The organism is Janthinobacterium salmonicoloratum (assembly GCF_051380845.1).
Classification (GTDB): domain Bacteria; phylum Pseudomonadota; class Gammaproteobacteria; order Burkholderiales; family Burkholderiaceae_D; genus Janthinobacterium; species Janthinobacterium lividum_F.
In genome coordinates this window covers 2,092,929-2,109,154 of the sequence record NZ_JBNYXV010000001.1, presented here as the reverse complement: position 1 = coordinate 2,109,154, position 16,226 = coordinate 2,092,929, and the positions used below count along the sequence as shown (strand labels likewise).

At 63.5% G+C, this 16,226-nt stretch carries 17 protein-coding genes and 1 pseudogene; 6 read left to right on the top strand and 12 right to left on the bottom strand.

Translation table 11 applies throughout. The annotated features are described in order from the left end of the window. Nucleotides 1–23 precede the first annotated feature (23 nt). Nucleotides 24–617, bottom strand: coding sequence for a TetR/AcrR family transcriptional regulator (locus tag ACQ4WY_RS09745; RefSeq protein ID WP_436504422.1), 594 nt, complete (start codon nucleotides 615–617; stop codon nucleotides 24–26). 198 nt (nucleotides 618–815) lie between these two features. On the opposite strand from ACQ4WY_RS09745, the pseudogene ACQ4WY_RS09740 reads away from it, so the two are divergent. Next, nucleotides 816–1,058, top strand: a pseudogene (locus tag ACQ4WY_RS09740) (NAD(P)H-binding protein); the annotation flags it as partial. A gap of 113 nt (nucleotides 1,059–1,171) precedes the next feature. Beyond that, the gene (locus ACQ4WY_RS09735; protein WP_436503806.1) at nucleotides 1,172–1,504 is read left to right on the top strand and encodes a DMT family transporter; all 333 of its coding nucleotides are present in this window, start codon (nucleotides 1,172–1,174) and stop codon (nucleotides 1,502–1,504) included. A gap of 21 nt (nucleotides 1,505–1,525) precedes the next feature. On the opposite strand, the gene ACQ4WY_RS09730 is transcribed toward ACQ4WY_RS09735, so the two are convergent. From ACQ4WY_RS09730 to ACQ4WY_RS09680, 11 genes are all read right to left on the bottom strand, one after another. Then, nucleotides 1,526–2,149 carry a LysE family translocator gene (locus tag ACQ4WY_RS09730; protein WP_436503805.1) on the bottom strand — a complete coding sequence of 208 codons (624 nt, stop codon included), beginning with the start codon at nucleotides 2,147–2,149 and terminating at the stop codon, nucleotides 1,526–1,528. A 79-nt stretch (nucleotides 2,150–2,228) separates the two neighbouring features. After that, nucleotides 2,229–3,017 carry an AraC family transcriptional regulator gene (locus ACQ4WY_RS09725; protein ID WP_436503804.1) on the bottom strand — a complete coding sequence of 263 codons (789 nt, stop codon included), beginning with the start codon at nucleotides 3,015–3,017 and terminating at the stop codon, nucleotides 2,229–2,231. Between the two features lie 2 nt (nucleotides 3,018–3,019). Next, the gene (gene rng, locus ACQ4WY_RS09720) at nucleotides 3,020–4,483 is read right to left on the bottom strand and encodes a ribonuclease G (RefSeq protein WP_034747098.1); all 1,464 of its coding nucleotides are present in this window, start codon (nucleotides 4,481–4,483) and stop codon (nucleotides 3,020–3,022) included. A gap of 43 nt (nucleotides 4,484–4,526) precedes the next feature. Beyond that, a complete protein-coding gene (locus ACQ4WY_RS09715) occupies nucleotides 4,527–5,147 on the bottom strand; it encodes a Maf family protein (RefSeq protein WP_353660182.1) in 621 nt (206 codons plus the stop codon). Nucleotides 5,148–5,155: 8 nt separating this feature from the next. After that, nucleotides 5,156–5,626, bottom strand: a complete 471-nt coding sequence (gene rlmH, locus ACQ4WY_RS09710; protein ID WP_034747108.1) for a 23S rRNA (pseudouridine(1915)-N(3))-methyltransferase RlmH — start codon at nucleotides 5,624–5,626, stop codon at nucleotides 5,156–5,158. Between the two features lie 6 nt (nucleotides 5,627–5,632). After that, a complete protein-coding gene (rsfS, locus tag ACQ4WY_RS09705) occupies nucleotides 5,633–6,322 on the bottom strand; it encodes a ribosome silencing factor (RefSeq protein ID WP_436503803.1) in 690 nt (229 codons plus the stop codon). Further along, nucleotides 6,323–6,994, bottom strand: coding sequence for a nicotinate-nucleotide adenylyltransferase (locus ACQ4WY_RS09700; protein WP_436503802.1), 672 nt, complete (start codon nucleotides 6,992–6,994; stop codon nucleotides 6,323–6,325). It abuts the gene before it with no gap. Then, nucleotides 6,991–7,905: an oxygen-dependent coproporphyrinogen oxidase gene (gene hemF, locus ACQ4WY_RS09695; RefSeq protein ID WP_436503801.1), complete on the bottom strand. Its 915-nt coding sequence runs from the start codon at nucleotides 7,903–7,905 to the stop codon at nucleotides 6,991–6,993. Before hemF ends, ACQ4WY_RS09700 begins: the two co-directional genes overlap by 4 nt. 103 nt (nucleotides 7,906–8,008) lie before the next feature. Next, nucleotides 8,009–8,803, bottom strand: coding sequence for a hypothetical protein (locus tag ACQ4WY_RS09690; RefSeq protein WP_436503800.1), 795 nt, complete (start codon nucleotides 8,801–8,803; stop codon nucleotides 8,009–8,011). Nucleotides 8,804–8,928: 125 nt separating this feature from the next. Beyond that, a complete protein-coding gene (purD, locus tag ACQ4WY_RS09685) occupies nucleotides 8,929–10,197 on the bottom strand; it encodes a phosphoribosylamine--glycine ligase (protein WP_436503799.1) in 1,269 nt (422 codons plus the stop codon). A 58-nt stretch (nucleotides 10,198–10,255) separates the two neighbouring features. Then, nucleotides 10,256–10,981 carry a YebC/PmpR family DNA-binding transcriptional regulator gene (locus ACQ4WY_RS09680; RefSeq protein ID WP_436503797.1) on the bottom strand — a complete coding sequence of 242 codons (726 nt, stop codon included), beginning with the start codon at nucleotides 10,979–10,981 and terminating at the stop codon, nucleotides 10,256–10,258. 155 nt (nucleotides 10,982–11,136) lie between these two features. Here ACQ4WY_RS09680 and ACQ4WY_RS09675 point away from each other — a divergent pair, with 155 nt between their 5' ends. From ACQ4WY_RS09675 to ACQ4WY_RS09660, 4 genes are all read left to right on the top strand, one after another. Continuing rightward, a complete protein-coding gene (locus tag ACQ4WY_RS09675; protein ID WP_436503796.1) occupies nucleotides 11,137–13,608 on the top strand; it encodes an alkaline phosphatase D family protein in 2,472 nt (823 codons plus the stop codon). 83 nt (nucleotides 13,609–13,691) lie between these two features. After that, a complete protein-coding gene (locus tag ACQ4WY_RS09670) occupies nucleotides 13,692–14,612 on the top strand; it encodes a DMT family transporter (protein ID WP_436503795.1) in 921 nt (306 codons plus the stop codon). A gap of 29 nt (nucleotides 14,613–14,641) precedes the next feature. Next, complete coding sequence (locus ACQ4WY_RS09665) at nucleotides 14,642–15,031, top strand: methylglyoxal synthase (protein WP_436503794.1); 390 nt, start codon at nucleotides 14,642–14,644, stop codon at nucleotides 15,029–15,031. A gap of 93 nt (nucleotides 15,032–15,124) precedes the next feature. After that, nucleotides 15,125–16,054, top strand: a complete 930-nt coding sequence (locus ACQ4WY_RS09660; RefSeq protein WP_436504421.1) for a quinone oxidoreductase family protein — start codon at nucleotides 15,125–15,127, stop codon at nucleotides 16,052–16,054. The last annotated feature ends 172 nt before the right edge of the window (nucleotides 16,055–16,226 follow it).

The following is a 16,226-nucleotide window of genomic DNA, read 5'->3' as shown; positions in this document are numbered from 1 at the left end:
CGCGCAGGGGCGCAGCACCGTCGTCAGCCCATGCGCGCGCCGTCCTCGGTGCTGGCGCCCGACAGAAATAGTTGGTCTACCATGGCCGGGATGCCGACCGTGGCAATCTCGCCTTTTTGCGCCGACTCGGCCGCCGCATACAGCAGGAAGTCATACGCTTTCGCCAGCCATTTGGCCGACATGTCGACGCGAAACACCCCCGCTTTCTGGCCATTCAGGAAGTACGCTTCCAGCGCCGCACTGTAGAACGACGGCGTGTAGCCCGTCACTTCATCGTTTTTCGCATCGTGCAAATCGCTCCATAGCGACGCGCTCCAGAACAGATACAACTCCTTGCCTTGCATGACGCCTTCGGTCAGCCTTTGCAGCGCCGCCGCAAAGGGGGCTTCGTCCAGCCTGGCTTTTTCCAGCGCGCTGCGCATATGGTCGCTGGCACGCGTCGCCAGCAGTGCGACGACCGCTTCGCGCGTGGGAGCGATGCGGTACAAGGTGGCCTTGCTGATGCCCGCCAGCGCGGCCAGTTGTTGCAGATTGGCTCGGGGATGCCGTGCCACCGCCAGCGCTAGGGCGTTGGCCAGTTTGTCGTCGATCACGCCCTGCATGGGCAGGCTTTCCATAGACAAGCTCGATTCATCCTACCGTCCTCCGCTCAAATAGTCATTGTCGCCCAAGACAGACCAAGTCGCAATGCGCCGGAGAATCCAATGCAATCAAAATGAATCAATATTGACTCATTTTGATTTTTATAGGATCATTCATTTCCTGTGCACGCGCAAAACCGCGCGATGCGGGCTTGAATCTTTTAGGAGAAAACAATGATCTGTGTGACGGGAGCGACAGGGCAACTGGGCCGGCTGGTAATAGGGGAGTTGCTCAAAAGTGTGCCTGCAGGCCAGATCGTGGCCGCCGTACGGCGTCCCGCGGCGGCCCGCGACCTGCGGGAACTGGGCATCGTCGTGCGCCAAGCCGATTATGCCCAGCCGAACCATTGGCCGCTGGCGCGCCATGGATTTCCGCTTGCAGTCTCGGCCACGCTGGCCAGTGCCGATACGGGCGTGGCGCACGGCGATGTCCTTGGCGACAGCCGCGATTTGAGCGAATTGATCGGCAGGCCTTCCACCTCGCTGCAGTCCCTGGTGGCGGCAGCGTTGGTGGGCGGAAAGGGGGATGCATGAACAGCTATGTGTATCTGATCCTGGCCATCCTGGGCGAGGTGGGCGCCACCAGCGCCCTGAAGGCATCGCATGGCTTCAGCAAACCGTGGCCATCGCTGGCCTGTGTGCTCGGTTATGGCATCTCATTCTATTTTCTATCACTGACCTTGAAGACCCTGCCGATAGGCATCGCCTATGCCATCTGGGCCGGCGTGGGCATCATACTGACTGCCGCCATCGGTTATTTTGTTTTTGGCCAGAAACTCGATGTGGCGGCCATGCTGGGTATCGCGCTGATCGTTGCGGGCGTGTTGACGATTCAGCTGTTTTCCGGCGCCGGATCGCACTAGCGGTCTGCGGGGGCGCGGCGCTCAGGCTGCGCTTCTGCCCAGATCGACGAGCAGCGCTGCCGCCAGCAGTAGCAGCATGCACCCGGACAGCCGTTCCAGCGTCGGCAGCGTGCGCGCAAAGCGCTGCCGCAGGGCGGCGCTGCCGATGGCCAGTGCCACCGCCATATCCCACGCCAGCACGGCAAAGACCATCCACGCGCCATACGCCACCATCGCGGCGGGACTCGTCTGCCTGGCGGCCAGCACGGTGGCCAGGCTGACATAGAACAGCGCATTCTTCGGGTTCAGGATGGCGGAGGCAAACCCCATTGCGACACCGCCGCGCCAGCGCACCTTGCCGGTGGCGGGCTTTGCATCCAGGCTGCTCTTGCCCGCATGGCGCAGGAACAGCCAGCCCAGATACAGCAGATAGGCGCATCCTGCCAGCCGCACCACCATGAATGCCGTACTGCCCGCCCGCAGCACCGATAGTCCTGCAAACGCCGCCACGATAAACACCGCATTGGCTGCGGTAATGCCCACGCACGTGCCGGCGGCGCCGCGCCAGCCGTGGGCCAGCGAGGTGCGCGCGATCAGGAAAAAATCGGGACCGGGCGATAGCAGGGAAAGAAAGTGGGCAGCGGCGATGAAGAGGAAATCCTGCATGTAAGTCGGCTCCGTCAATGGCGATGCGCGAGTATGCTGGGGCCGGCGACAAGCTGTATTGAAGAAAATTGCAGGCGCCTTAGCCGCCTTGGCCGCGATAGCGCCCTGGCGTAATGCCCGCATGCGCCTTGAAGACGCGCTGCAGATGGCTCTGGTCGGCAAAGCCCAGCTCATGCGCCAGTTGCGCCAACGCCGTCCCTGCCTGCAAGCGGCTGCGCGCGCGGTTGACGTGCGCGTTCAACTGGTATGCGTGCGGCGTCATGCCGGTGGCGGAGCGGAAGGCGCGGATCAATTGATAAGGGCTCAGGCCTGCCGCTTGCGCCAGTTGCCGCAGGCTGGCCGAAGGCCGCTCCTGCAGCGTTGCGAGCACGGGCGCCAGTTGCCGCGGCACCGGCTTGCGTTCCGAGGGCAGCGGCTCTGCACAGGTGCTGGCGCAGGCGCCCAGAAACGCCAGCAGCGCCGCATCCTTCTCTGCCGCGCCGGCCGTTGAAAACAGCAGCGCATTCATGGCGCAAAACTGCGCGTACAGCAGCGGGCAGTGCAGCACCGCCGCCGTATCGCCATCGAGCGCCGGCGCGTGTGCTTGCAGCCACTGCGCATCGAGATGCAGCATCTGGTAGCTCCAGAGGGTGTCGGGCAGGGGATTGCAAGCATGCACGCAGCCGGCCGGCACCAGCACCAGGCTGCCATTGCCGAGTACGACCGTGCCGTCTTTGCTGCCCGTAAAGATGCTGCCGCCAGAGTCGACGGCGCCGATGGAAAACGTGGGATGGCTGTGCGGCTTGTAGCACGCCCGGCTGCGGCAGGCGCGCCGGCTTTCCACGTGGGGTAGAAACGGATCGCGCCAGAAGGCGGTGGTGCCGGGCATGGCTACATCAAAATCACGTCGTACTGCTCCTGGTGGTAGGCATTCTCCACCTGCAGCGAGATTTTCTTGCCGATGAAATCACCGAGCATGGCCAGGTGCTGCGACTCTTCTTCCAAAAACAGGTCGACCACTTCCTGCGAGGCGAGGATGCGGAATTCGCGCGGGTTGAACTGTTTTGCCTCGCGCAGCAGCTCGCGCAGGATTTCATAGCAGATCGTGCGCGACGTCTTGACTTGTCCCTTGCCGGCGCAGGCGGGGCAGGGTTCGCACAGGATGTGGGCCAGCGACTCGCGCGTGCGCTTGCGCGTCATTTCCACCAGGCCCAGCGGCGAGAAATTGCTCACCGAGACCTTGGTGCGGTCGCGCGACAGGGTGCGTTTCAGTTCGGCCAGCACGGCGTTGCGGTGCTCGGCATTGTCCATGTCGATGAAGTCGAGGATGATGATGCCACCCAAGTTGCGCAGGCGCAGCTGGCGCGCGATGGCGTGCGCCGCTTCCAGGTTGGTCTTGAAAATCGTGTCGGCGAAATTGCGCCCGCCCACGAAGCCGCCCGTGTTGACGTCGATGGTGGTCATCGCTTCCGTCTGGTCGACGATCAGGTAGCCGCCCGATTTCAGGTCGACCCTGCGGCCCAGCGCGCGCAGGATTTCTTCTTCCACGCCATACAGGTCGAACAGGGGGCGCTCGCCCGTGTAGTGCTGCAAACGCGTCAGTTCGCTGGGCGTGTAGATTTCCGCGAATTCGCGCAATTTCACATAGTTTTCGCGCGAGTCGACCTGGATGGTGGCCGTTTCATCGCCGACGAAGTCGCGCAGCACGCGCTGCGCCAGGCTCAAGTCCTGGTGCAGCAGGCTGGTGGCGGGACGCGTGCGCGCACCGTGCGTGATGGTGCTCCAGGTCTTGCGCAAATAATCGACGTCCGCCTTCAGGTCCGCGTCGGAGGCATCCTCGGCCATGGTGCGCACGATATAGCCACCCTTTTCATCGGGCGGCAGCAGGCTTTGCAGGCGCACGCGCAGCTGTTCGCGTTCCGCTTCCTTCTCGATTTTCTGCGAGATGCCGATATGCTTGTCTTGTGGCAGGTATACCAGCATGCGTCCGGCGATGGAAATCTGCGTCGACAGGCGCGCACCCTTGGTGCCGATCGGATCCTTGATCACCTGCACCGTCAGCACCTGGCCGTCAAAGAGGATTTTTTCTATCGGCGCCGGCGTCGCGTTCTGGCCGTCGTGGCCGCGCGCTTCCCAGATGTCGGCCACGTGCAGGAACGCGGCGCGTTCCAGGCCGATGTCGATGAAGGCCGACTGCATGCCTGGCAACACCCGCACCACCTTGCCGGAATACACATTGCCGGCCAGGCCGCGCGTGAGCGTGCGCTCGATGTGCAATTCCTGCACGGCGCCCTGCAGGATGAGGGCGACCCGCGTTTCTTGCGGCGTGATATTGATCAGGATGTCTTCGTTCATGGAGGCGCGGGAGTGGAGGCAACGAATGACATCATACCCGGGATCAGGGCAGGGGCAAACCTGCTTCACGCAGCAATTGCGCCGTCTCGTACAGGGGCAGGCCCATGATGCCGGAATGGCTGCCTTCGATATGCTCGACGAACAGCGCGGCGCTGCCCTGGATGCCGTAGCCGCCGGCCTTGTCGTAGGGCTCGGGCGTGGCGCAGTAGGCGGCGATGGAGGCGGGCGAGAGCACGCCGAAACGTACTTGCGACACCTGCGTGCGCTGTTCCGCGAAATCCTTGTAATGCACGGCGATCGAGGTGAGTACTTCGTGCGTGCGGCCGGACAGTTGCTGCAGCATCGCCACGGCTTCAGCCCGATCGGCCGGTTTTCCGAGGATGACGCCATCGATGGTGACGGTGGTGTCAGCTGCCAGCACCGGGCGCGGGGTCAGGTGGCGGCGGCGCACCAGGTCCCAGGCGAAGGCAGCTTTTTCATTCGACACGCGGGCGACATAGTCGAGCGCCGACTCGCCGGGGAGGACTTCCTCGGTGACGTCGGCGCCGCGCGGGCCGTCGCTGCGCAGCAGCAGCAATTCGAAATCGATGCCGATCTGGCGCAGCAGTTCGCGCCGGCGCGGGCTTTTGGAAGCAAGGTAGATCTTGTGATCAGCCGTTTTCATGGGGGAGTTCAGACGCGGTGATAGGGATGGTTTTGCGTGATGGACCAGGCACGATACAGCTGCTCGGCGAGGATCACGCGCACCACGCCGTGCGGCAAGGTCATGCTGGAAATGCGCAGCATGCCTTCGGCACGTGCCTTGAGTTGCGGATCGAGGCCGTCGGCGCCGCCGATCAGAAAGGCGGTGTCGCGGCCATCCTGCTGCCACGCCATCAACTGCTGCGACAGGCCGACACTGGTCAGGTCCTTGCCGCGTTCGTCGAGGGCGATGATACGCACGCCCTTGGGCAGGACGGCTTCGATGCGTTCGCGTTCCAGCGCCATCGCCGTGGCGGCGGTCTTGCTGCCGGAACGCTCCACCGGCTTGATTTCTTTCAGCACGATGCGCAATTCCGGCGGCATGCGCTTCGCGTATTCCGCGAAGCCCGTCTCTATCCAGGCCGGCATTTTATGGCCGACCGCAGCGATGATGAGCTGCATCGAGGCTTACGCTTCGACTTTTTTGATACGCTTGATCACGGTTTTTGCCGGTGCAGCATCGGCTGCCGGCTTGGCCGCGCGTGGGGCGCGCACTTTTTTCTCTGGCAGTGCTTTCAAGGCTTTCACGGCAGCCGCTTCGGTCTTGGTTGGCGCGACTTTCACGATCTTGCCGACGGCTTTGGAGGCGGTGGTTTTCTTCGCCGGGGCTTTCTTGGCGGCGGTGGTTGCCGTGGCTTTCTTGGCCGGTGTCTTTTTCTCGATCACGGGCGAAGCTTCCACATTGGCCTTGCTCGCTGCCAGATGGCCGCTGACCTTTTTCGGCTCGTCGCCGGCCGCTTTTTTCGGCGCGCGCTTGGCGGCACCCAGCTTGACCGGGGTGTCGCCCCAGATTTCTTCCAGGCGGTAGTAGGCGCGGATAGGCGCTTGCATGATGTGGACGATCATGTCGCCCAGATCGACCAGCACCCATTCACCCGTTTCCTCGCCTTCCATGCCGATGATGTCGCCGCCGGCGTCCTTGACCTTGTTGCGCACCGAGGCGGCCAGCGCCTTGGTTTGACGGTTCGAGGTACCGGAAACGATCGCGATGCGGTCGAACAGGCTGGTCAGGTGACTCGTTTCGAAGACAGCGATGTCTTGGCCTTTGACGTCTTCAAGGGCGTCAACGACGAGGGTTTGCAGTTTTTTGATGTCCATTTAGCTTTTGTATAAATTATGTTGTTCAATATAGTCTAGCACTAGCGGGGAAACAAGCGAGTTTGCCCGATTCCCCCGTTGTAATGCCGCACGTATTTCGGTGGCGGAGATATCCACCGCGAAGTCCTGTGCCAGATAAGTCAGACCGTGCGGCGTGTTGCGGATGCTTTCCAGTGACCCCAGGCGGCGCGAAAATTCTTCGGCGACCACTTGCGGCACTGCGGTGTCATTCAGCGCGAAGCCGGGGCGGGCCGCGACGCAGATATGCGCGTATTCAAATAATTGCTGCCATTCGCGCCAGGTCGCGAGGCGCTGCAGCTGGTCGGCGCCCATCAGGAAAACGATGGAAGCGCGCGGCCCCAGCTCGGCGCGTACCTGGCGCAAGGTATCGATGGTGTAGCTGGCCTGGCCATGTTCGCTGCGCTCGATTTCCTGGCGGTCGATCACGACCGGCAGCGGCAGGCCGGCAAACGCCAGGCTGGCCATCTCGGCGCGCTGCTGGCCGGTGGCGCCCAGATTACCCTTTTGCCAGGGCGCGCCGGCCGGAATCACGCGCAGTTCATCGGCGTGCAGCAGGCTGGAAAAATGCGTGCCCAGCGCGACATGCCCTATGTGAACCGGATCGTAGCTGCCGCCCAGCAGCGTGATGCATGCCGTAGTACCTTCGGTCACGCCTGCAGCCAGTCGCGATGCACGAGGAAGTCAGTATACAACGCCGCTTCGGGGCTGCCCGCTTCCGGGTGCCAGTCGTAGCGCCACTTGACCACGGGCGGCATCGACATCAGGATCGCCTCGGTGCGGCCGCCCGACTGCAGGCCGAAAAGGGTGCCGCGGTCAAACACCAGGTTGAACTCGACATAACGTCCGCGCCGGTAGCACTGGAAATCGCGTTCGCGTTCGCCGTAGGGCGTATCCTTGCGGCGCGCCAGGATCGGCACGTAGGCGTCGATGAAAGCGTCGCCGGCGCTGCGCATCATCGCAAAGCTGTCGTCAAAGCCCAGGGCATTGAAATCGTCGAAGAAGATGCCACCGGCGCCGCGCGCTTCGTGCCGGTGCTTCAGGTAGAAATAATCGTCGCACCACTGCTTGAACTTCGGATGCAGTTCGTCGCCAAATGGCGCCAGCGCATCATGGCACACCTGGTGAAAGTGCTTCACGTCGTCCGCGTCGCCATAATACGGCGTCAGGTCCATGCCGCCGCCGAACCACCATACGGGTTCACCACTGGCATTGACGGTGCTGAAAAAACGCACGTTCATGTGCACCGTGGGCGCATACGGATTACGCGGATGCAGCACCAGCGACACGCCCATCGCTTCCCACGCCTTGCCGCCGAGCTCTGGGCGTGCGGCCGCTGCCGATGGCGGCAATGCGGCGCCGGTGACGTGCGAAAAATTCACGCCGCCCCGCTCGAACACATTGCCTTCTTCGATCAGCCGCGAAATGCCGCCACCACCCTCGGGGCGCTGCCAGGTATCGGTCAGGAAGGGCTTGCCGTCCTGCGCTTCGAGCGCCTGCACGACACGGCTTTGCAAATCGAGCAGATAGGCCTTGACGGCCGAAGGAGAGGGAGTTGACGACATCGCGTGGGCCGACGAGGCCGAAATAAAAAAGTAAGGACGGATTGTACCCTGTTACGCGTTTTTGTGATAGGGCGGCGCTGGCGCTGTGCGTTTTTGCTGTGATTCAGCGCGCCGCTGGCGTGGCGTCGTCCTGCACCACCGTGATGGACAGGTCCGCGCCGGTGCCGGGCACGCGCGCACTCTCCACGGCGTGCGCGGCGCGCTGCTGCAGGTCAGGCCGTTCGACGCCCTGCCCGGCGACGGGGAGCGCGGCGGGAGAGGGCGCCTGCCTGGAGACGATGGCGCGGCCGGCAAAGGCCAGTACCAGCAGTAGCAGCGCGGCCACCACCCACGTTCCAGGGCGCGCATAGGCGGGGCGCTCCCGGCGGGCCTGGCGCGCGGCGCCATCGACGATGATGCGGCCCAGCTCCGAGCCGTGCTGGCGCGTGCGCAGTAGCTCGAATTGCTGCGCCGTCAAGGTGCCTTGCCGGAGCATCTCGCGCAGGGAGGCAATCGGCGAGGCGAGCAGGCGGTTCTCTGGCAAGCTGGCGTGGGCGGCGTCGCGCTGCCACTGGTTGATCAGGTCTTCGTCGTACAGGGTGTCGATGGCCTGGCGATTGACCAGCTTTAGCGCGTCGGCGGCCAGTTGCTGGCGCTCGAGCAGGGCCGGGCCGCCATGCAGGCGCGGCAGATCCTGTACGCGCCGCAGGAAGTCGTCCTGCGGCAGCAGATCCGTGAGCAGCAGCCATGCCAGGGCATCGGCGGCACTCGCGTCGGCCGCCAGTCGTGGCATGTCGACGTCGTCTTCCTCGCCCAGGGCGAGGATCTCCAGTTCGCCGATGGCGTCGTCGAGTTCATTTTCCGTGATCAGGCGGAGTTGGCGTACCTGGGCGAGGGCGGGATGGAGGTGACTGGTCATGGGCGGTAACTTTGCCTGAAAGGCAAAATCTTAGCGCAAGCCCCGTTTTTCCGGCGCGCCTATGCAAACGGGGCCGGGGCGGATGCATTCCGCGCCGGCCCCGCCGTTTGCCGCCAGGGGCGTGCTTAGTGCTTCAGGCCGCGCCAGCCGATGTCGCGGCGGTACTGCGCGCCGTCGAAATGGATTTTTTCCACGGTTTCATACGCCTGCTTCTGCGCCATCTTGATGCTGTCGCCCAGACCCACCACGCACAGCACGCGGCCGCCGTTGGTGACCAGGCGCTCGCCCTCGATGCGGGTGCCCGCATGGAAGGTGACGGAGTCTGGCGTTTCGGCCGGGATGTCGCCGATCGGCGTGCCCTTGACGGGATCGTCAGGGTAGCCGGCGGCGGCCATGACGACGCCAACGGCCGTGCGGCGGTCCCATTCCAGCTCCACGGCGTCGAGCGTGCCGTTGACGGCGTGCTCCATGACGGTCACCAGGTCGGTTTTCAGGCGCGCCATGATGGGCTGCGTTTCCGGGTCGCCCATGCGGCAGTTGAATTCCAGGGTCTTCGGCGTGCCCTTGTCGTCGATCATCAGGCCGGCGTACAGGAAGCCCGTAAACGTGATGCCGTCCTTGGCCATGCCCTGGATGGTCGGCACGATGATTTCACGCATGACGCGCGCATGCATGGCCGGCGTGACGATGGGGGCCGGCGAGTACGCGCCCATGCCGCCCGTGTTCGGGCCCTGGTCGTGGTCCTTCAGGCGTTTGTGATCCTGGCTGGTCGCCAGTGGCAGGATGTTCTTGCCGTCGCACATGACGATGAAGCTGGCTTCTTCGCCGGCGAGAAATTCCTCGATGACGATGCGTGCGCCGGCGTCGCCGAACTGGTTGTCAGACAGCATCATGTCGACTGCCTGGTGCGCTTCTTCCAGGGTCATGGCAACGACGACGCCCTTGCCGGCGGCCAGGCCGTCAGCCTTGATGACGATAGGCGCGCCCATGGCGTCGATGTAGGCGTGCGCAGGAGCGACGTCGGAAAACGTCTGGTAGGCGGCCGTCGGGATGCCGTGGCGCTGCATGAAGGACTTGGCGAAGTCTTTCGACGATTCCAGCTGCGCCGCTTCTTTCGTCGGCCCGAAGATTTTCAGGCCGCGCGAGCGGAACAGGTTGACGATACCCGCCGCCAGTGGCACTTCCGGACCGACGACCGTCAGGCCGATGTGTTCCTGCTGAACGAAATCGGCCAGCAATTGCGGGTCGCTGATGTCGAGATTGACCAGGCGCGCATCGCGCGCGGTGCCGCCGTTGCCCGGCGCGACATACACCATCTGTATGCGTTCGGACTGGGCCAGTTTCCAGGCCAGGGCGTGTTCGCGGCCGCCAGAGCCGACTACCAGAATTTTCATAGGGACCGTTCGTTCAATGTGGGTTGCAGGGCGGCGGTGCCGCCCTTGATGTTGTTGCTTAGTTCTCGATCAGGGCGTTCGTAAACACTTCCTGGACATCGTCCAGCAGTTCCAGCGCATCGATCAGCTTTTGCATCTTGATGGCGTCGTCGCCCGTGTAGACGGTTTCCGTCGCCGGTTTCATGATGACTTCGGCCACTTCGGCCTTGAAGCCGGCCGCTTCCAGCGCTTCCTTGACGGTGGCGAAATCGTGCACGGGGGTCAGCACTTCGAAGCCGCCTTCCTCGTCGGCGATGACGTCGTCGGCGCCCGCTTCCAGGGCCGCTTCCATCAGCTTGTCTTCGTCGGTGCCCGGCGCGAACAGCAGCTGGCCGCAATGCTGGAACATGAAGGCGACCGAGCCTTCGTTGCCCATGTTGCCGCCGTTCTTGTTGAAGGCGTTGCGCACTTCGGCCACCGTGCGCACCTTGTTGTCGGTCATGCATTCGACGATGACGGCCGCGCCGCCCACGCCGTAGCCTTCGTAGCGCACTTCTTCGTAGTTGGCGCCATCGACGCCGCCGCTGCCGCGGTTGATCGCGCGCTGGACGTTGTCTTTTGGCATGTTCGCATCGGCGGCCTTGTCGACGGCCAGGCGCAGGCGCGGATTGGCCGCGATATCGGCGCCGCCCATGCGGGCCGCGACCGTGATTTCCTTGATCAGGCGCGTCCAGATTTTGCCACGCTTGGCATCGGTGGCAGCCTTTTTATGCTTGATATTGGCCCATTTGCTATGTCCTGCCATGTCGAATCTTCCTTAGACGGGTGTTCAATTGTGGCCGACATTTTAGCATATCGGCCCCCCGCGAAGCGGCATGGCCCCGTCATCAGGATGACACAATCTGTTGCTAAAGTGACGCGCTTTCACCATATCGAGGGCGCGACATCATGGCAAGTCAAATGGACAGACGGCAATTTCTGAAATTGGGCGGCTTTATCACCGTGTCAGTGGCCACTGCCGGCCTTGCCGCCTGCGGCAGCACCGATTACAGCGATCCTGGCGTGCCGCTCGCTTCGGGCAGCGACTGGAAATTCCCGCAAAGCGTGGCCTCTGGTGATCCGCGCGCCGACAGCGCCATGCTGTGGACGCGCGTCGTGCCCGCCAGTTTCGATGCCGTCGCGCCCGCCGTTGCCGGCAAGTCCGACGTGGCCGTGCGCCTGATCGTCAGCGCCAGCGACAATACGGCCGCCCTGGGCGGCAACACGGCCCTGTCGGGTACGCCTATCGTCGATGCGAAATTGCCGTTGAAGGCCGATTTCGACAATACCCTGCGCCACAAGGTCACGGGTTTGCAACCAGGCCAGGTGTATTTTTACCAGTTCATCGCCGGCGACGTGCGCTCGAACGTGGGCCGCTTCAAGACGGCGCCCGCCGCCACGGCCGACGTGTCGCAGCTGCAGTTCGCCTACCTGACGTGCCAGGACTGGAGCATCAACCATTGGGGCGCGCTGTCGCATATCGCCGCCAACGAATCGCTCGATTTCATCGTGCACCTGGGCGATTACATCTATGAAACGGTGGGCGAGGCCTTCCAGAGCGGCGCCGTGGAAAGCCGCCACGACCAGCTGAAACTGCCGGACGGCACGTATAAAAGCGGCGCGTCCGGCGCCAAGTACGCCACCACGGTGGCCGATTACCGCTACCTGTACAAGAAATACCGTACCGATGCGCGCCTGCAAGCCGTGCACGAACGCTTTGCCTTCATCGCCATCTGGGATGACCACGAATTTACGGATGACGCCTGGCAGGACGCGTCCACCTACGAGGGCCTCGTGGCCGCCGACGGCAGCGATTTGCACCAGCCGGCCCGCCGCCGCAGCGCCAACCAGGCATGGTTCGAATACATGCCGGCCGACGTCACCTTCGATGCCGCCGCGACAACGTTCCAGAACATCCAGATCTACCGCGATTTCCAGTTCGGCAAACTGATGCAACTGGTGATGACGGACGAGCGCCTGTACCGCGCCGACCATGCGATCGCCGAGTCGACCATCAACCCGGCCACGGGCAAGCCGCTGGGCAGCATCGGCAGCCGCTATCTGGTGCCGCAAGCGCTGTTCGACAGCGTGGAGGGGCAGAAAATGGCGGCCGCCACCAAGGCTGGCACCGACCCGCTGGCTGCCGTTGGCATGCTGGGCAGCACGCAGCGCGACTGGTGGAAAAGCAAGATGAAGGCCGCCACGTCCACCTGGAAATTGTGGGGTAATGAAGTGTCATTGCTGCGCATGGGCTTGAATGGCACGGATGCGATTGCTACCTTGCTGGCGCTGAGCGCCATGTCGAACGTGGGCAAGGCCATCGCCAGCACGCTGCCTTTGGTGGGCGGCAGCGTGCCGCTGGCATCAAGCATCGTGGCCGCCTCGACGGCGGGCGCATCGGCGACCCTGGCGCAAACGGCGGCCATGGCGATTGCCGGAGCGGCAGCCAACGCCGGCGCGCAGGGCGCCGCTGCCGTGGGCGCCGGCTTGAGCGCGGCCCAGGCCGGCATCACGGTGGCCGCCTACAACAGCGGCTCGCCGGCCGCCGCCGCGCAAGTGATCGCCTTCGGCTGGATCAAGCCCGATGTGCAGGCCAAGGGCGCCGCATCGAGTTTTGTCGCCGCTTCCGGCCAGCAGGCGGCGCTGGCGCCATTTTTCACGCGTTTCCTGCTCAATTGCGACCAGTGGGATGGCTATAACAGCGAGCGCAAGAATTTGATGGCGCACCTGAAGACGAATGCCATCGGCAACGTGGTGGCGATTACCGGCGATATCCACTCCTTCTTTGCGGGCACCGTCAGCGATGATTTTGATGCGGCTGGCGGCGGCACGCCCGTCATGGTGGACCTGGTGTCGGCCGGCGTGAGCTCCGATTCCTTCTTCAGCTACCTGAAGTCGGCCGCCGGCAGCATGGGCGATATCGGCACCCTCGTCAGCTACCCGCTGGCCATTCCCGTCACGGGCCTGGGCACGGTCAACCTGGACGTCAACCTGCTCGATTACACTATGGGCAAGGCTGCCCCGACGGTGGACAGCCTGCTGGAGCAGTTGCGCGTGCAACTGCGCGGCGCCCTGGCCGCCAAGGGCGTGCCGGAAGCGCAGCTCGATGCGACGGTGGCTGCCGTGCAGGCTGGCTTGAAAGCGAGCGCTGACTTCAGCACAACTCTGCTGGGCCTGGCGCAGCAATTGTCCGGCCTGGGCAACAACCCGTGGCTCAAGCATCTGAATACGGATGCGCAGGGCTACACGGTGGTCACCTTGACGCCGGGCAAGCTGGTGGCGCAGTTCAAGCAGGTAAATAAACTGATCGGCACCGCGGCACCAAGCAACGTGATTGCGCGCGTGACGACCGCGACAGTGACGGCGGGCGCGGCGGCGGTGGTGGTCTCTTAATCCGCCGTCAGTTTTATTTGGGGTCAGACGGGGACGCCGAGTCCCGCCGGGTCTGACCCCGGCTTTTGCCTTACAATCTGGGCATGAGCTCCAGTTCCCCGCAAGCCACCCCATCTTCGCTTCCCCGTTCCGTCTACCTCGGTGGCCTGGCCATCGCCGTGGGCGGGGCGGTGCTGTTTTCCACCAAGGCCATCGTCGCCAAGCTGCTGTACCGCTACCAGATCGATGCCGTCACCCTGATCGCCTTCAGGATGATCTTTTCGCTGCCCGTGTTCGCCGTCATCGCCTGGTGGAAGATGCGCACGGAGCCGCCGCTGTCGACCAGCGACCGCTGGCGCCTCGTCGGGCTGGGTCTCGTCGGCTACTACCTGTCCAGCTATCTGGACTTCCTGGGCTTGCAATACATTTCCGTAGGGCTGGAGCGCTTGATCCTGTTTCTCACGCCCACCTTCGTGCTCCTGATTACCACCGTGTACTTCAAGCAGAGCATCAGCCGCTTGCAATGGCTGGCCTTGCTGACCTCGTATTGCGGCATCGTGCTGGTGTTCGTGCATGATTTACAGGGCGGCGCCAGCAATGTGGCGCTGGGGTCGACTCTCGTGCTGGGCTCGGCCTGTTCGTATGCCGTGTATCTGCTGGGCTCGGGTGAACTGGTCAAGCGCATCGGCTCGATGCGGCTCGTTTCCTACGCGATGTGCGTGGCCAGCTTTGCCTGCATCGCCCAGTTTTTTATTTTGCGCCCCGTCGAGCTGCTGATCCAGCCCATGCCCGTGTATGGCCTGTCCTTGCTCAATGGCATCTTTTGCACGGTGATGCCCGTCTTCATGACGATGATCGCCGTCGAGCGCATCGGCGCGCCCGTCGCCTCGCAGGCGGGCATGATAGGCCCCGTGTCGACCCTGTTCCTGGGCGCCATGATCCTCGATGAACCGATCACCAACTGGCAACTGGCTGGCACCAGCCTCGTATTGGCCGGTATTTACGTGCTGTCGAAAAAGAAATAATTCCTCCACCCACTGAAATGGTCCTCACCATGAAAACACGCATCGCCCTGATTGCCCACGACAAGAAAAAAGATGACATGATTACCCTGGCGGGCGAATACCTGGACTTTTTGAAGGGTTGCGAACTGTCGGCCACGGGCACCACGGGCGGCCGCCTGATCAACGAGCTGGGCCTGGCGGTCGAACGCAAGCATTCGGGGCCGTTCGGCGGCGACTTGCAGATCGGCTCGCTGCTGGTGGAAGGCTTGATCGATTGCGTGATCTTCCTGCGTGACCCGATGACGCCGCAGCCGCATGAGCCGGACATCAACGCCCTGGTGCGCGCCTGCGACGTGCACAACGTGGCGTGCGCAACGAATCTGTCATCGGCGCACCTGGTGCTGTCGCAGCTGCAGGCGCAGGCCAACGCGGCCGCCTGACGTTTTCCCCGATTCTTCTTCAAGGAGCATATTGTGAGCGCAACGATTACCACCAAGGCCATCCGCGTACAGCGCGTGGGCGGCCCGGAAGTGATGGAGTATGTGGACGTGGAACTGCCGCCGCCCGGCCCAGGCGAAGCGCGCGTGAAGCATGAGGCCATCGGCCTCAATTTCATCGATGTGTATTTCCGCACGGGCTTGTATCCGCAGCCGCTGCCCAATGGCCTCGGTGTCGAGGGAGCGGGCATCGTCGAGGCGGTGGGCGAGGGCGTCACTGAAGTCAAGGTTGGCGACCGGGTGGCGTATGCGGCGCGCATCAATGGCGCGTATGCGCAGCAGCGTAACTTGCCGGCGGCCCTGCTGCTGGTGCTGCCCGAGCGCATTGCTTTCGATACGGCCGCCGCCATGATGCTGCAAGGCTTGACGGTGCAATACCTGTTCCATCGCACGGTGGCACTGAAGGCGGGCGATACCATCCTGTTTCACGCGGCCGCGGGCGGTGTGGGCCTGATCGCCTGCCAATGGGCGAAGGTGCTGGGCGTGAACCTGATCGGCACGGCCGGTTCCGATGAAAAGGCGGCGCTGGCCAAGGCGCACGGCGCGGCCCACGTCATCAACTACAACACGGAAAACTTCGTCGAGCGCGTGCGCGAGATCACGGGCGGCAAGGGCGTCTCGGTGGTCTACGATTCCATCGGCAAGGACACGTTCACAGGCTCGCTCGACTGCCTGGCGCCGCTGGGCATGATGGTCAGCTTCGGCAACGCGTCCGGTCCCGTGCCGGCCTTCACCCTCAGTGAACTGGCCTCGCGTGGCTCGCTCTTCCTCACGCGCCCGGCCCTGTTCAGCTATGCCTCGAACCGCGCGAATCTGGAAGAGATGGCGACCTCGCTGTTCGGCGTCGTCAGCAGTGGCGAAGTGCAGATCGAGATCAACCAGCGCTACAGCCTGGCCCATATTGCCCAGGCGCACATTGACCTGGAAGGGCGCAAGACGACCGGTTCGACCATCATCGTGCCATGAGCGGCGGCAGCGAAAAAGACGGCACGCCGAAATTCGGCCGCCTGCTGATCGTGCTGTTACTGGCCGTGGCCCTGATCGGCGTGCTCACCTTTGCCGCCGAGGCGTATTATTCGTAGGCATAAAAAAACCGGCTTGCGCATCACTGCACAAGCCGGTTTTTTTGTCTTGCCAC

Bases quoted from the DNA above. Each gene is read 5' to 3' on its own strand.
- ACQ4WY_RS09670 (WP_436503795.1), top strand. From the start codon at position 13,692: ATGAGCTCCAGTTCCCCGCAAGCCACCCCATCTTCGCTTCCCCGTTCC.
- ACQ4WY_RS09745 (WP_436504422.1), bottom strand. From the start codon at position 617: ATGGAAAGCCTGCCCATGCAGGGCGTGATCGACGACAAACTGGCCAAC.
- ACQ4WY_RS09735 (WP_436503806.1), top strand. From the start codon at position 1,172: ATGAACAGCTATGTGTATCTGATCCTGGCCATCCTGGGCGAGGTGGGC.
- rng (WP_034747098.1), bottom strand. From the start codon at position 4,483: ATGAACGAAGACATCCTGATCAATATCACGCCGCAAGAAACGCGGGTC.
- ACQ4WY_RS09665 (WP_436503794.1), top strand. From the start codon at position 14,642: ATGAAAACACGCATCGCCCTGATTGCCCACGACAAGAAAAAAGATGAC.
- rlmH (WP_034747108.1), bottom strand. From the start codon at position 5,626: ATGCAGCTCATCATCGCTGCGGTCGGCCATAAAATGCCGGCCTGGATA.
- ACQ4WY_RS09680 (WP_436503797.1), bottom strand. From the start codon at position 10,981: ATGGCAGGACATAGCAAATGGGCCAATATCAAGCATAAAAAGGCTGCC.
- rsfS (WP_436503803.1), bottom strand. From the start codon at position 6,322: ATGGACATCAAAAAACTGCAAACCCTCGTCGTTGACGCCCTTGAAGAC.
- ACQ4WY_RS09730 (WP_436503805.1), bottom strand. From the start codon at position 2,149: ATGCAGGATTTCCTCTTCATCGCCGCTGCCCACTTTCTTTCCCTGCTA.
- ACQ4WY_RS09675 (WP_436503796.1), top strand. From the start codon at position 11,137: ATGGACAGACGGCAATTTCTGAAATTGGGCGGCTTTATCACCGTGTCA.
- purD (WP_436503799.1), bottom strand. From the start codon at position 10,197: ATGAAAATTCTGGTAGTCGGCTCTGGCGGCCGCGAACACGCCCTGGCC.
- ACQ4WY_RS09690 (WP_436503800.1), bottom strand. From the start codon at position 8,803: ATGACCAGTCACCTCCATCCCGCCCTCGCCCAGGTACGCCAACTCCGC.
- ACQ4WY_RS09725 (WP_436503804.1), bottom strand. From the start codon at position 3,017: ATGCCCGGCACCACCGCCTTCTGGCGCGATCCGTTTCTACCCCACGTG.
- ACQ4WY_RS09715 (WP_353660182.1), bottom strand. From the start codon at position 5,147: ATGAAAACGGCTGATCACAAGATCTACCTTGCTTCCAAAAGCCCGCGC.
- ACQ4WY_RS09660 (WP_436504421.1), top strand. From the start codon at position 15,125: ATGGAGTATGTGGACGTGGAACTGCCGCCGCCCGGCCCAGGCGAAGCG.
- hemF (WP_436503801.1), bottom strand. From the start codon at position 7,905: ATGTCGTCAACTCCCTCTCCTTCGGCCGTCAAGGCCTATCTGCTCGAT.